We start from the raw sequence: 13,468 nt of genomic DNA, 5'->3' as shown, positions 1-13,468 counted from the left end.
GACCCATGCCCCGGATCGCGGAGATTCTCGACACCATGGAGTACGGCCCGGCGCCCGAGGACAGCGGCATCGCCCGCGACTGGCTGGCGCGGCACGAGAAGGGCTTCGGCCATTTCATCGACGGCAAGTTCGTCGCCCCGGCCGAGGGCGGCCGCTTCGAGGTGCTGAACCCGGCCACGGGCCAAGCGCTGGCGCAGGTGGCGCAGGGCACCGCCAGGGACGTCGACGCCGCGGTCAAGGCCGCGCGCCGGGCGCAGAAGGGCTGGGCCGCGCTGCCGGGGGCCGAGCGCGCCCGCCACCTCTACGCCCTGGCCCGCCATGTCCAGCGCCGCGAGCGGCTGCTCTCGGTGATCGAGACCATGGACAACGGCAAGCCGATCCGCGAGAGCCGGGACATCGACATCCCGCTGGTCGCGCGCCACTTCTACCATCACGCCGGCTGGGCCTCGCTGGTCGAGACCGAATTCCCCGGCTATCGCCCGGTCGGAATCTGCGGCCAGATCATCCCGTGGAACTTCCCGCTGCTGATGCTGGCCTGGAAGGTGGCGCCGGCGCTGGCGGCCGGGAACACGGTGGTGCTGAAGCCGGCCGAGTTCACGCCGCTGACCGCGCTGCTCTTCGCCGAGATCGCGCAGGAGGCCGGGCTGCCGCCGGGCGTCCTGAACATCGTCACCGGCGATGGCTCGACCGGCGCGCTGATCGTCGAGCATGCCGATGTCGACAAGATCGCCTTCACCGGGTCGACCGAGGTCGGCCGCCGGATCCGCGAGGCGACCGCCGGCAGCGGCAAGAAGCTGTCGCTGGAACTGGGGGGCAAGTCGCCCTTCATCGTCTTCGACGATGCCGACCTCGACGCCGCGGTCGAGGGCGTGGTGGATTCGATCTGGTTCAACCAGGGCCAGGTCTGCTGCGCCGGCTCGCGCCTGCTGGTGCAGGAGAGCGTGGCCGATCGCCTCTACGACAAGTTGAAGCGCCGCATGGCGACGCTCCGGGTCGGCGACCCGCTCGACAAGTCGACCGACATGGGCCCGATCGTCGCCCAGGTGCAGCTCGACCGGATCAAGCACTATGTCGAGCTCGGGAAGACCGAGGGCGCGACCTGCTGGCAGGAAGCGGCGACGCTGCCCAAGGGCGGCCTGTACTTCCCGCCGACATTGTTCACGGAGGCCGAGCCTGCTTCGACCATCGCGCAGGACGAGATCTTCGGCCCGGTGCTGACCGCCTCGACCTTCCGCACCCCGGATGAGGCGGTGGCCCTGGCCAACGCGTCGCGCTACGGCTTGGCGTCCTCGGTGTGGTCGGAGACGGTGAACCAGGCGCTGCATGTCGCGGCGCGGCTGAAGGCCGGCGTGGTCTGGATCAACTGCGCCAACATGTTCGACGCCGCGGTCGGCTTCGGCGGCTATCGCGAGAGCGGCTTCGGCCGCGAGGGCGGGCGCGAGGGCCTGTACGAATATCTGGTGCCGGGCTGGGAGAAGGATGCGCCGGCGCTGAAGCCCGTCGCCGCGGCCCTGCTGGCGGCGGTGCCGCTGGGCGGTGACCACGACCTGCCCTCGATCGACCGTACCGCCAAGCTCTATGTCGGCGGCAAGCAGGCGCGGCCGGATGGCGGCTACAGCTATAGCGTGCTCGACCCGAAGGGCCGGGCGCTGGGCCAGGTCGGCCTTGGCAACCGCAAGGACATCCGCAACGCGGTCGAGGCCGCGCACAAGGCCACCGGCTGGGGCGGCCTGGCCGGGCACAACCGGGCCCAGGTGCTGTACTTCCTGGCCGAGAACCTGGCGGCCCGCTCCGACGAGTTCGCCCGCCGGATCGCCGCGATGACCGGCGCCACCGCCAGGGCCGCGGCGGCGGAGGTCGAGGCCGCGGTGCGGCGGATCTTCTTCTATGCCGGCTTCGCCGACAAATATGACGGCCAGGTGCATGACGCCCGCGCCCGCCAGGTGACGCTGGCGATGAACGAGCCCTGGGGCGTGATGGGCCTGCTGTGCCCGGACGAGGCGCCGCTGCTCGGCCTCGTCTCGCTGGTGGTGCCGGCGATCGCCATGGGCAACCGGGTGGTGGTGGTGCCGTCGCCGCGCCACCCGCTGGCGGCGACCGATTTGTACCAGGTGCTCGACACCTCCGACGTGCCGGACGGCGTGGTCAACATCGTCACCGGCGAGCGCGATGTCCTGGCCAGGACTTTGGCTGAGCACGACGACGTCGCCGCCCTCTGGTATGTCGGCCCGGCCGAAGGCGGGGCGGCGGTGGAGAAGGCCAGCGCCGGCAACCTCAAGGCCACCTGGACCAACCAGGGCCGCCGCCGCGACTGGCTGTCCGACACCGAAGGCCAGGGGCGGGATTACCTGCGCCGCGCCACCCAGGTGAAGAACATCTGGCTGCCTTACGGGGAGTAGGGCGGCCGTCTCCGGAACGGCGGGGCCGGCGCCACCCCCTCACCCGAAATCGCTGTCCGATTTCGACCTCTCCCCAAGGAGAGGTGATGAGGGCATGGCTCAGACTCCCCTCTCCTCGGTGAGAGAGAGGGGCCCGGCGCGAAGCGACGGGAGGGTGAGGGGGAGAGCCGCCCGGCGGTATCAGCGCTATTCTGACGGAATATAGGGGCAAGAGGGGCGATGTCCGACATCTGGGCCATGCCGTCGGGCTTCCCCGACCTGCCGCCGGGCCAGGTCCATGTCTGGCGCCTGCGCACCGAGCGCGATCCGGCGGCCGGCCTGGCCGTGCTGTCGGCGGAGGAGCGGCGGCGCGCCGACGCGTTCCGCACCGACCTGCTGCGGGCCCGCTACGTCTGCGCCCATGCGGCGCTGCGGCTGCTGCTCGGCCGCACGCTCGACCTCCCCGCGGACCGGCTGCGCTTCCGCCAGAATGCCTGGGGCAAGCCCGAGCTGGCGGAGGGCGACCTGCGCTTCAACCTCTCGCATAGCGGTCCTTGGGCCGTGGTGGCGCTGGCCCGCGGCATCGAGGTCGGGGTCGATGTCGAGACCGTGTCGCACCCGCCGCCGATGGAGGTCGCCGGCATCGCCTATTCAACGGCGGAGCGGGCGGCCCTGGCCGGCCTGTCCGGCCCGGCGCTGACCGCGGCGTTCTATGCCGTCTGGACCCGCAAGGAGGCGCTGGCCAAGGGCATCGGCCGCGGCTTCTCCTTCGACTTCACCGGCTTCACCGTCAGCACCGACCCGGCCGAGCGGACCAGCCGCCCGAAGCTGCCGCCAGGTCCGGTCGGCGAGGCGGACTGGCACCTGCACGACCTGCCGCCGATCGAAGGCGCGGCGGCGGCCGTGGCCGTTCCGGCAGACGGCATCGGCGTCGCCCCAAGGCGCTTCGAGCCGGGGCTGTGGGGGCTGTAGGATACAGGGATAGGGAGGGGCGCATGCTGGACCATGTTACCATCAGGGTCGGCGATCTCGATCGGTCGCGGGCCTTCTACGACGCGCTGCTGGCGGCGCTCGGCATCGCCCGGCTCTACGCCGATGGCGAGAGCTTCGCCGGCTACGGCGTGGGCCGCAGGGCCTTCTTCTGGATCGGCCTGCATGATGGCGCCGTCACCGGCACCCATGTCGCCTTCGCGGCGCCGGACCGGGCGACGGTCGACCGCTTCCATGCGGCCGGGCTGGCCGCCGGCGGCCGCGACAACGGCGCGCCGAGGCTGCGGCCGCACTACCATCCCGACTATTACGGCGCCTTCCTGCTCGACCCCGACGGCCACAATGTCGAGGCGGTGTGCCGCGAGGCGCCGTGACCCGTCAGGTTGCCAGGAAGCCGCCATCGACCGGCACGATGGCGCCGTTCATCATCGCCGAGCCGTCGCCGAGCAGGTACAGGATCACCTCGGCGACCTCCTCCGGCTGGGCGAAGCGGCCGAGCGGGATGCGGCCCAGCATCGGGCCGGACTTGGCCGGGTCGCTCCACGCCTTCACCGCCATCGGCGTCAGCGTCACCACCGGGTTGACGCTGTTGGTGCGGATGCCGTGCGGCCCCAGCTCCACCGCCATCACCCGGGTGATCTCGTCCAGCGCGCCCTTCGAGGCGCAATAGGCGGTGTGGTCCGGCAGGCCGATGGCGGAGGACACGCTCGACACGTTGACGATGGCGCCCTTCTGGCCGCGGCGGATCAGATCGCGCGCCACCACCTGGGCCACGATCATCGGCGCCCGGGCGTTCACCGCCATGATCTGGTCGAAGTTCTCGACCGAGGTGTCGAGGAAGGATTCCAGCGTGGTGGTGCCGGCGCAGTTGACCAGCGCGTCGACCGGCAGCGCCTCGGCCGCCGCCCGCCGCGTCGCCTCGGCATCGCCCAGGTCGACGGCGATGGTGCGGCAGCCGGTCTCCTGCGCCAGGCTCGCCAGGTCATCCGGGCTGCGGGTGGCGGCGATCACCTCGGCGCCGCGCCGGTGCAGAGCCACCGCCGTGGCCCGGCCGATGCCCTTGCCGGCGCCGGTCACCAGCACCCGCCGCCCGGCGAAATCCTGCCCGCCCATGCCATCCTCCCTGTGTCGACTCGCGATGCCACCCTATATCAGGGTCGGAACGCCGGCGCCTCCCCGGACCGGCTCAGGAGATCGAGCATGCCCGAACCCTATCCCGTGACCCGCAGCGATGCCGAGTGGCGCCAGATCCTGACGCCCGAGCAATACCAGGTGATGCGGCACCACGGCACCGAGCGGCCGGGAAGCTGTGCCCTGCTGCACGAGCACCGGCCGGGCGCTTTCTGCTGCGCCGGCTGCGGCAGCAGGCTGTTCGCATCGAATCTGAAGTTCGAGAGCGGCACCGGCTGGCCCAGCTTCAACGACCCGGTGCCGGACTCGGTCGAGACCACGGTCGACCGCAGCTTCGGCATGACCCGCGTCGAGGTGCATTGCGCCACCTGCGGCAGCCATCTCGGCCATGTCTTCGAGGACGGCCCGCCGCCCACCGGGCTGCGCTATTGCATCAACGGCGTGGCGCTGGACTTCCAGCCGGAGTGAGCCTCGGGCGGGCTTGCGAAGATGATCCCGCGCCCCCGAAAATCGCACAATCCTGATAGGAACCGACAGGCCGTCTCCTCCCGTTATACGTGTATCGAAACGCGAGGAGACGGGCCATGGAACATCGTGAAGAGACGACCGCGCTGATTTCCGGCGACAAGGTGGCCGGGACCGAGGTCTACAACACCGCGGGCGACCATCTCGGCGAGATCCACGACGTGATGCTCGACAAGCGGTCCGGGCACGTCGCCTATGCCGTGATGTCGTTCGGCGGCTTCCTCGGCATCGGCGAGAAATATCACCCGCTGCCCTGGTCGACGCTGGACTACGACACCAGCCAGGGCGGCTATGTCGTGAACCTGTCGCGCGAGCAGCTGGAAGGGGCGCCGGTCTACGCCGCCGACACCCCGCCGCGCTGGAACCGCGAATATGAGCAGGACATTCACGACTATTACGGCATCAGCCCATACTGGACCGGTCCGTTGCCGCGCTGACGGCCGCCAGGAGGTCGCCGTGCCGGAGCACGTCGTCGACGTGTTCGACGAGAACGGTACCCTGGTGACGAGCTACACCGTCATCCTGGCCGGCGACGCGCCGGATGAGGCGTATGAGTCCGAGGCTCTCCGCATGGCGGCCTTCGACGCGGCGGTGCCGGCCGACCGGCTTGCCGGATTGACGGCGAAGGTCCGGTGGTAGCGCGGCGCCGTTGATCCGGAGACACCCTCACGGGAGGAGCCACCACGCCCTGACGGGCGGCTCCTCGAATTGAGGTCGAGCCCGTACGCTCGGACGGGACCTCAATCGAACGTCTTCGAGCGCTTCCCCCGCAAGCGAGACCGTTTCGAAACCCCCAATCCGTCATCCCCGCGAAAGCGGGGATCTCTTCAAGCTTTCACCGGATAGGGATTCCCGCTTTCGCGGGAATGACGGTGAAGAAATAAGTCGGTGTCCGAAAGGTCTCGCAAGCGAGTCAGTTTCAGCACTCCCTAAACCATCATTGCGACCCCGGCCTTGAGCGGGGGGAGCAACTCGTCCTGACCTCATCCCACGATCGAGCGCCGCCGTTCACAGAATCAGGTTCGGGCCTGCGGAGAAGCCGTCTCCGCAGGCCCGAACGGTAACGATCCCGGATCAGCAGCGACCGACGGTGCGGCAGCTCGTCAGGCCGCCGACGGCCGCGCCGCCGACACCGCCGATGATCGCGCCGGTCCCGACATTGCCGCCGGTGATCGCGGCCGTGCCGGCGCCAAGTCCTGCGCCGAGCGCGCCGCCCGACAGCGCCCGCGTGCCGGGGTCGCGGCCGCAGGCTGCGAGTGACAGTGCCGCGGCGAGGATGATCATGGCTGGCTTCAGCATTACGAACTCCGTACCTGTGTCCCACCAGTCTTGGAAACGATGTGGACTGGGCGACCGTTCCCAGCTTGCGCCGGCAAACGGAGCGGGTGTGGCATGAAATCCTCACACCCCGATGGCGGCCTTGATCCGGGCGGCGGTCAGCGGCAGGTCGCGCAGCCTTTGGCCGGCGGCATCGGCGATGCCGTTGGCCAGGGCTGCGCTGGCGGGGCCCTGGCCGGTTTCGCCGCAGCCCAGGAACGGCGCGCCCGGCCGGTCGACGATGCGGACCTCGACGCTGTCCGGCACCGCGTCGAAGCGCAGGATCGGATAGGTCGACCAGTCGACCGAGGTGATCCGCGCCTGGTCGAAGCCGACGCTCTCATACAGGGTCCAGCTCATCGACTGCAGCACTGCGCCCTCGATCTGGTTGCGCACCCCGTCGGGGTTGACCACCTGGCCGGTATCGACCGCGGCGACGATGCGCGGCACGCGAACTTGGCCGGTCTCGCGCTCGACCGCGACCTCCACCGCCACGGCGCAATAGGCGGCCAGGTTCTTGTAGCGGGCGAAGGCGAAGCCGCGGCCGTGCCCGGGGGCGGCCGGCTTTCCCTGGGCCCCCTGGGCCCAGCCGAAGGCCTCGGCCGCAGCGGCGATCACGTCGCGGGCGCGCGGGTCGTCCAGATGCTTCAGCCGGAACTCGACCGGGTCGGCGCCGGCGGCCAGCGCCAGCTCGTCCATGAAGCTCTCGATCGCGAACACGTTCATCTGCGCCCCGAGCGAGCGCAGGGCGGAGATGCGCAGCGGCATGTCCGGCAGGAAGTGGTGCACCACCCGGGCGCTGGGCAGGGTGTAGAGCGGGATGGCGTTGCGGTCGCCGCCGCCCTCCGGCTGCGGCAGCGGCCGGGGCGCCGGCACCGGGAAGGGCTTGGCCAGGTGCCGCGCGGCCAGCAGGCTGCCGGCCGGGCCGGGGCGCATCGAATGGGTGTTGCTCCACACCCCGTAATCCCAGTCGGCGATGCGGCCGGCCTGGTCCAGCGTCGCGCGGGCCTGGGCCACCATCGCCGGGCCGAAGGGCTCCCAGGCGTGCTCCTGCTCGCGCATCCACTGCACCCGCACCGCGCGGCCGGGCAGGGCGGCGGCCAGCAGCGCGGCATCGGCCGCGGCGTCGTCGGCGCCGTTATGGCCGTAGCAGCCGGAGCCCGGAACATGGATGCAGCGCACCTGCTCGATCGGCCGGCCCAGCATCTCGGCGATCGCCTTGCGGTCGGGATAGACGCCCTGGGTGTGGGTCCACACCGTCAGCAGCCCGTCGGCCTCCTGCTGCGCCACGGCGCAGGACGGGCCGATCGATCCGTGCAGCAGATAGGGCCGGGAATAACTGGCCTCCAGCGTCCGGCCGGGGGTGGATGGCGTGGCGCCGTAGCGCTCGAGGATCGGGAAGTCCTTGGCCGGCAGCGCCAGCAGCGCCTCCGGCAGCCGCGCCTGGTCCGGCAGCGTCGAATCCTCCTGCCATTGCGCCGCGGCGGCCAGCAGCCGCATCGCCTTGACCGCCTGGAACTCCTGCTCGGCCACCACCGCCAGGAAATTGCCGTCGCGCACCACCTTGACCACGCCGGGCAAGGCCTCGGCCGCGCCCAGGTCCAGCGCCGCCAGCCGGGCGCCATAGCTCGGCGGCCGCACGATCCGGCCATGCAGCATCCCGGGCAGGCGCAGATCCTGCACATAGGCCTCGCCGCCGGTCACCTTGGCCGGGATGTCGATCCGCGGCAGCGGCTTGCCCATCACCCGGAAGGCGGCGGGGTCGGTCAGCCTCGACTCCGGCTGCGCCTGGACATGCAGCGACAGGCCGGCGGCCAGGGCGCCGTAGGAGCGGCGGTTGCCGTCCGGCGCCACCACATTGCCGGCCTCCAGCTGCAGCTGGTCGGCCGGGATGCCCATCTGCCGCGCCGCCTCGGCCAGCAGGATCTCGCGCATCTGGGCCGCGGCGTTGCGGATGGCGGTGCCGCTGTCCTGCATCGAATGGCTGCCGGCGGTGTAGCCTTCGTTCGGGGTGCGGCCGGTGTCGGCGGTGACGATGGTCGGCGTCTCGAAGGACAGGCCCAGCTCCTCCGCCGCGATCTGCTGCAGGGCGGTGGCGATGCCCTGGCCCAGCTCGGCCTTGCCGGTGAAGACGGTGACCGCGCCCTTGGGGTCGATCCGGATCCAGGAATCGAGGAAGGGCGCGTCCTCCAGGCTGCCGGGCAGGGCAGGCTGCGGCGCCGCCTGCTGCGCCCGGGCGGCGGGGGCGAGGGCGAAGCTGACCACCAGGCCGCCGGCGCCCTGCAGCATGCTCCGGCGGGACAGGCCGGCGCTCACAGCACCGACTCCCGCGGTGCCGGGCCCTGCGGTTCGGCCGACGCACTCCGCATCTCCTGCGCGGCGCGGCGGATCGCCCGCAGGATGCGCATATGGGTGCCGCAGCGGCAGAGATGCGGCTGCAGCGCCCGGCGGATCTCGGCATCCGAAGGGGTCAGGGTCTTCCGCAGCAGCGCGTGGGCCCGGATCATCATTCCGGGGATGCAGTAGCCGCACTGCGCCGCCTGCTCGGCGATGAAGGCGCGCTGCAGCGGCCCGGGCTCGTCCTCGGTGCCCAGCCCCTCCAGCGTCGTCACCTCCTTGTTCTCCGCCAGCAGCACCGGGACGACGCAGGAGAACACCACCTCGCCGTCGACCAGCACGGCGCAGGAGCCGCACTGGCCCAGGCCGCAGCCGTATTTGGCGGCGTTGAGCTCCAGCTCGCCGCGCAGCACGTACAGCAGCGGCGTGTCGGGATCGGCGGCGATGCTCTGCCGGCGGCCGTTGACCTTGAGCTCGATCATGACCTCTCCCTAGCGGTTGGCGGCCGCGGCGGCGGCGACCTCGCCGTCCCTGGCGGCGCGGACGGCGTCGCTCAGCCCGGTCCAGCCCGGCCGGTCGCTGAAGCGGCCGCGCAGATAGGCCAGCAGCGTCTCGAGCTGCCGGTCCGACAGGGCGGCGGCGAAGGCCGGCATGATCGGGCCGCGGGCGCCGCTCGCCGCCGGGACTCCATGGCGGATGATGCGGATCAGATTGGCCGGGCTGTCGCCGGCGATGGCGGAGCTGAGCCGCAGGTCGAGGCCGCCGAAGGGCGAGGGCCGGCCGCTCTCATGGCAGGCGGCGCAGGTGCCGGCATAGATCGCGGCGCCGGGATCCTGGGCCGGAACGGCGGCGGCGATGGTCTGGCTGCCGGCCGATTGCGGCCGGGTGCCGGGACCGGCCGGGTCGGCGGTGGCCGCCGCCAGGGCGTCGCCGCGCCTGCGGGCCTCCGCATCCGGCAGCCCCATCACCGAGGCGACATAGGTGGCGATCGCCCGCACATCGTCTTCCGGCACTGCCGCCAGGCTGTCGGCCACCGGGCCCATCGGCCCCTGCGCCGTGCCGTGCTGCCCGTGCCAGCCGTCGCGGAGGTACTGGAACAGCGACTCCGCGGTCCACGGCACCGGCGCCGGCGACAAGCTGCCGATCGGCACGGCGTGCCAGCCCTCGGCGTCGCCGCCGGCGAAGCGGCGGTCTTTCTCCTCGGCGCCGAACAGGTTGCGCGGCGTGTGGCAGGCGCCGCAATGGGCCAGCCCCTCGGCCAGATAGGCGCCGCGGTTCCACTCGGCGTCATGCGCCGGGTCGGGCTTGAGCGGGCCGGGCTGCAGGAACAGCAGCTTCCAGCCGGCCAGCACGAAGCGCTGGTTCAGGGGCCAGGGCAGGTCGTTGGCCGGCGCCCGGGCCTGCACCGGCTGGCGTGTCATCAGGAAGGCGTACAGCGCCTGGTTGTCCGCGTCGGACACCAGGGTGAAGTGGTCATAGGGAAAGGCCGGGTACAGGTGCCGGCCGGCACGGTCGACGCCCTCGCGCATCGCCCGCTGGAACGCCGCCTCCGGCCAGCGGCCGATGCCGGTCTCCGGGTCGGGGGTGATGTTGGTGCTGTAGATCGTGCCGAAGGGCGTCGGCAGCGCCAGGCCGCCGGCGAAGGGCTTGCCGCCCGGCGCGGTGTGGCAGGTGGCGCAATTGCCGATCGCGGCCAGCTCGGCGCCCGTCTCGACCAGCGCCGGGTCGAAGCTGGCCGCCGCCGGCGGGTCGACCGGGTTGATCGCCGGCCGCCAGGCATAGGCGGACAGCCCCGCCGCGCCGGCCACGACCAGCAGCAGCCCGACTCCCAGCGCGATGCCGCCGGCGCGCAGCAGCCCCATGGAGATCCGTCCCTTGCCCGCCGGCCGGTCCTCTCACGGGCCTTCAGCCGGTGCATTCCTGATTATGGCAATGCTCGGACGAGATTTCCGTCCTGGCCAGGGGCGATTTGTCGCCTCTCAGTTCGTCTGCGCCGAGACCAGCACCGGGTCGGCCCGATACAATTCCGGGAACAGGCGCTGCAGCGCCTCGACCTTCGGCAGGTCGTTGATCACGATATAGGGGCTGGTCGGGTGCAGCGTCAGGTAGTCCTGGTGGTAGCCCTCGGCCGGGTAGAAGGCGTGGCCCGGCTCGATCCTGGTGACGATCTCCGCATCGAACACCCCGGCCCGGTCCAGCTGCTCGACATAGGCCTTCGCCAGCCGCGCCTGCTCCGCATCCGCCGGGAAGATCGCCGAGCGGTACTGGGTGCCGCTGTCCGGCCCCTGGCGGTTCAACTGGGTCGGGTCATGCGCCACCGAGAAGTAGATCTGCAGGATGCGGCCATAGCTGATCTGGCGCGGGTCGTAGGTGATCTTCACCGATTCCGCATGGCCGGTGCCGCCGCCGCTGACCGTCTCGTACTGCGCCGTCTGCGCGTCGCCGCCGGCATAGCCGGAGACGGCGCTGGTGACGCCCTTGACGTGCTGGAACACGCCCTGCACGCCCCAGAAGCAGCCGCCGGCCAGCACCGCGGTCTCGGTCGCCGCGCCGGCGCTCTCGTCGACCGCGGGCGGCGGCACCAGCCGCGCCTCCTCGGCGGCGGATTGGGTCACCGCCAGCCCGGCGGCGACCGCCAGCAGCGACAGGGCGCCGGCCAGGGCCGGCAGGGAAGGGAAGCGCTTGGTCACGATCCGGATCTCCCATTCGGGCCCGTCGGGGCCTCGACACCCGGTTCGCCGAATCCGGCCGCGGGGTTACGGCCGCCCCCGGAGCGAAGCCATTATGATGGCGGCAGAGCAGGACGGCACCGACGCCGTCGCGGAGCTGAGAAATTCCTGTACTGTCGCCGAAGTCTGCAATCAGGTCGGTCGAAGATGTCGCCAGCGAGATGGGACGCACTCGGGCAGTGGGGTGACGATGCGGCCCGCATCGAACCGCTCGCCGGCGGCGTCGCCAACGAGGTGTGGAGCGTGCGCGTCCATGGGCGCCTCGCGGTCGGTCGTCTCGGCGCCAGGAGCGACGCCGATCTCGCCTGGGAGACCGGGCTCCTCCAGCACCTCGGCCGTGCAGGCCTGGCCGTGCCGATGCCGATCCCGACGACGGACGGCCGGCTGTTCGCGGACGGTCTGGTGGTGATGACCTATGTCGAGGGCGGGCCGCCCGAGACGGCGGCCGACTGGCGTCGCGTGGCCGACACGCTCCGCCGGCTGCATCGGTTGACGCAAGGCTGGCCGCAGCGCCCGGGCTGGCGGGGGTCGACCGACCTTCTGCACGCCGCGGCCGGAACGAAGATCGACCTTGCCGCGATGCCGCCGGAGGGCGTCGCCCGATGCCGGGCGGCGTGGGCGCGGCTCGTCGGGCGCCGGACCTGCGTCGTCCACGGCGACCCCAACCCCGGCAACATCCGCATCACCGCGGATCGGGTCGCGCTGATCGACTGGGACGAGTCGCATGTCGACGTCCCCGACCTCGACCTGGTGCTGCCCCACAACGCCGCCGGCCTCGACGGCGCCGCGCATGACATCGCCGCGCAGGCATCGGCCGCATGGCAAGCCGCCGTCTGCTGGGACGACGATTACGCGATCCGGCGGCTTGCCGAAGTCCGCGCAGTCTGAGCGGCGGCAGCGAGAGGCCGCGTCGGATCCCGCCACACTTGTCACTCCGACCGTCCCGGCGTCCGGCGCCTGCCGCGCCGCGTCTGATCTCCCGCCGCGATCAGCCCGGGAGGCGCGCCCGGAACAAGGTGCAGCCATCCGCCAGGCGCGACCGGGAGATATCCCGGAATCCGGCCTCGGTCATCCACGCGCGATACTGGCCCTCGGTGTAGGATTCGCCGTGGCGATAGAGGTTCAGGAAGGTGAGGTTGAGAAACACGCCCTCCGGCGGGCCGAGGCGGTCGTCATCGACGACACCCGACCCGGCAATGGCGATCTCGCCTCCGGGCGTGAGGCAGCGCGCCGCGTTCAGGATCGAACAGCGCGCCTGGTCCGGCGGCAGGACCTGGACGACGGCCTTCAGGATCGCCAGGTCGTGCCGGCCGCTCGATGGCGCGACGGTGATGTCCCCCGCTTCGACGACCACGTCGCCGGCGCCGTATTCCGCCAGGATGTCCGGCGCGACCGCCGCGACCGTCGGCAGTTCCATCAGCGTCGCCGCGATCCGCGGCCACCGCTCGCGCAGCCCGACCAGAATGGTCCCGGCGCCCCCGCCGATGTCGATCGCCGACCCGACCTTCGAGAGATCCATTTCCTGCGCCAGATTTCGGCCGAACATCAGCCCGCCCGGCGCCAGCATGCGGCTGAAGGCCGCCGCGGCCTCAGGCCCGGCTTCGGAAAAGTCGTGCAGCGCCGCCGGCCGGTTCTGTCGCAGCGACTCCGCGGTCAGCAGGTCGGCGCCCCAGATCTCGCGCAGCAACGCATGATCGCCGCCGCGATAGGTCGGCTTGGACGCGTCGAGGAAGGCCGATGCCTCCGCTCCGTTGCGGAATCGACCATCCTCGACGTCGAGGAGGCCGATGCTGGCGAGCGCGTAGAGCAGCCGCGACAGGCGGTCGGGCTCGACGTCGAGCGCGGCCCCGAGGCTGCCGGCCGTCATCGGGCCGCCGCCGAGCCGGGTGAAGATGCCGAGTTCCAGCCCGGCGCGGAGCGCCAGGGCGGGGGGCACCGCTGCGATCAGGGTGTCGATCCGGTCAGGCTCCGCCATGTCACATCCCCTTGCGCCGGGTCGCCCGGCCCTTCTGAGGGCTGGCGGATCCACGGGCTGATCCTATAAGCAAGTTGCCATGCGCA

Annotated in this window: 14 protein-coding genes; 7 read left to right on the top strand and 7 right to left on the bottom strand. The window is 71.6% G+C overall.

The features are described 5' to 3' along the window. The first annotated feature begins 5 nt into the window (after positions 1-5). The 3 genes from FFK22_RS00880 (at position 6) to FFK22_RS00870 (ending at position 3,742) form a co-directional block, all read left to right on the top strand. Positions 6-2,399: an aldehyde dehydrogenase family protein gene (locus FFK22_RS00880; RefSeq protein WP_138887603.1), complete on the top strand. Its 2,394-nt coding sequence runs from the start codon at positions 6-8 to the stop codon at positions 2,397-2,399. A 219-nt stretch (positions 2,400-2,618) separates the two neighbouring features. Then, complete coding sequence (locus tag FFK22_RS00875) at positions 2,619-3,350, top strand: 4'-phosphopantetheinyl transferase superfamily protein (protein ID WP_138887604.1); 732 nt, start codon at positions 2,619-2,621, stop codon at positions 3,348-3,350. A gap of 23 nt (positions 3,351-3,373) precedes the next feature. Next, positions 3,374-3,742: a VOC family protein gene (locus FFK22_RS00870; protein ID WP_138887605.1), complete on the top strand. Its 369-nt coding sequence runs from the start codon at positions 3,374-3,376 to the stop codon at positions 3,740-3,742. 4 nt (positions 3,743-3,746) lie between these two features. Here the strand turns inward: FFK22_RS00870 and FFK22_RS00865 are convergent, their stop codons facing one another. Continuing rightward, positions 3,747-4,481 (bottom strand): SDR family oxidoreductase, encoded by a 735-nt coding sequence (locus tag FFK22_RS00865; protein WP_138887606.1) that lies wholly within the window; start codon positions 4,479-4,481, stop codon positions 3,747-3,749. Between the two features lie 87 nt (positions 4,482-4,568). Between FFK22_RS00865 and msrB the strand changes: the two genes are divergently transcribed. The 3 genes from msrB to FFK22_RS00850 all read left to right on the top strand — a co-directional run bounded on the left by msrB (position 4,569) and on the right by FFK22_RS00850 (position 5,663). After that, the gene (gene msrB / locus FFK22_RS00860; protein ID WP_138887607.1) at positions 4,569-4,967 is read left to right on the top strand and encodes a peptide-methionine (R)-S-oxide reductase MsrB; all 399 of its coding nucleotides are present in this window, start codon (positions 4,569-4,571) and stop codon (positions 4,965-4,967) included. A 116-nt stretch (positions 4,968-5,083) separates the two neighbouring features. After that, complete coding sequence (locus FFK22_RS00855; RefSeq protein ID WP_138887608.1) at positions 5,084-5,461, top strand: PRC-barrel domain-containing protein; 378 nt, start codon at positions 5,084-5,086, stop codon at positions 5,459-5,461. A 19-nt stretch (positions 5,462-5,480) separates the two neighbouring features. Next, the gene (locus FFK22_RS00850; RefSeq protein WP_138887609.1) at positions 5,481-5,663 is read left to right on the top strand and encodes a hypothetical protein; all 183 of its coding nucleotides are present in this window, start codon (positions 5,481-5,483) and stop codon (positions 5,661-5,663) included. 435 nt (positions 5,664-6,098) lie between these two features. On the opposite strand, the gene FFK22_RS00845 is transcribed toward FFK22_RS00850, so the two are convergent. The 5 genes from FFK22_RS00845 to msrA form a co-directional block, all read right to left on the bottom strand. Continuing rightward, positions 6,099-6,323, bottom strand: a complete 225-nt coding sequence (locus tag FFK22_RS00845) for a hypothetical protein (protein WP_221938289.1) — start codon at positions 6,321-6,323, stop codon at positions 6,099-6,101. Between the two features lie 102 nt (positions 6,324-6,425). Next, a complete protein-coding gene (locus tag FFK22_RS00840; RefSeq protein ID WP_221938288.1) occupies positions 6,426-8,657 on the bottom strand; it encodes a molybdopterin cofactor-binding domain-containing protein in 2,232 nt (743 codons plus the stop codon). Then, on the bottom strand, positions 8,654-9,160 hold the full coding sequence (locus FFK22_RS00835) for a (2Fe-2S)-binding protein (RefSeq protein WP_138887610.1): 507 nt from the start codon (positions 9,158-9,160) through the stop codon (positions 8,654-8,656). The genes FFK22_RS00840 and FFK22_RS00835 overlap by 4 nt, the downstream gene beginning before the upstream one ends. 9 nt (positions 9,161-9,169) lie before the next feature. Then, complete coding sequence (locus FFK22_RS00830; protein WP_221938287.1) at positions 9,170-10,540, bottom strand: cytochrome c; 1,371 nt, start codon at positions 10,538-10,540, stop codon at positions 9,170-9,172. A 117-nt stretch (positions 10,541-10,657) separates the two neighbouring features. Further along, positions 10,658-11,368 carry a peptide-methionine (S)-S-oxide reductase MsrA gene (msrA, locus tag FFK22_RS00825; protein ID WP_138887611.1) on the bottom strand — a complete coding sequence of 237 codons (711 nt, stop codon included), beginning with the start codon at positions 11,366-11,368 and terminating at the stop codon, positions 10,658-10,660. Positions 11,369-11,554: 186 nt separating this feature from the next. On the opposite strand from msrA, the gene FFK22_RS00820 reads away from it, so the two are divergent. Continuing rightward, on the top strand, positions 11,555-12,295 hold the full coding sequence (locus tag FFK22_RS00820) for a phosphotransferase enzyme family protein (protein WP_138887612.1): 741 nt from the start codon (positions 11,555-11,557) through the stop codon (positions 12,293-12,295). 100 nt (positions 12,296-12,395) lie between these two features. Here the strand turns inward: FFK22_RS00820 and FFK22_RS00815 are convergent, their stop codons facing one another. Beyond that, positions 12,396-13,382 carry a methyltransferase gene (locus FFK22_RS00815; RefSeq protein WP_138887613.1) on the bottom strand — a complete coding sequence of 329 codons (987 nt, stop codon included), beginning with the start codon at positions 13,380-13,382 and terminating at the stop codon, positions 12,396-12,398. Between the last annotated feature and the right edge of the window lie 86 nt (positions 13,383-13,468).

It is taken from the genome of Mycobacterium sp. KBS0706, assembly GCF_005938675.2.
Taxonomy (GTDB): Bacteria; Pseudomonadota; Alphaproteobacteria; order DSM-16000; family Inquilinaceae; genus Inquilinus.
The sequence above is the reverse complement of the archived record's forward strand: the minus strand, read 5'-3'. Positions and strand labels throughout refer to the sequence as shown.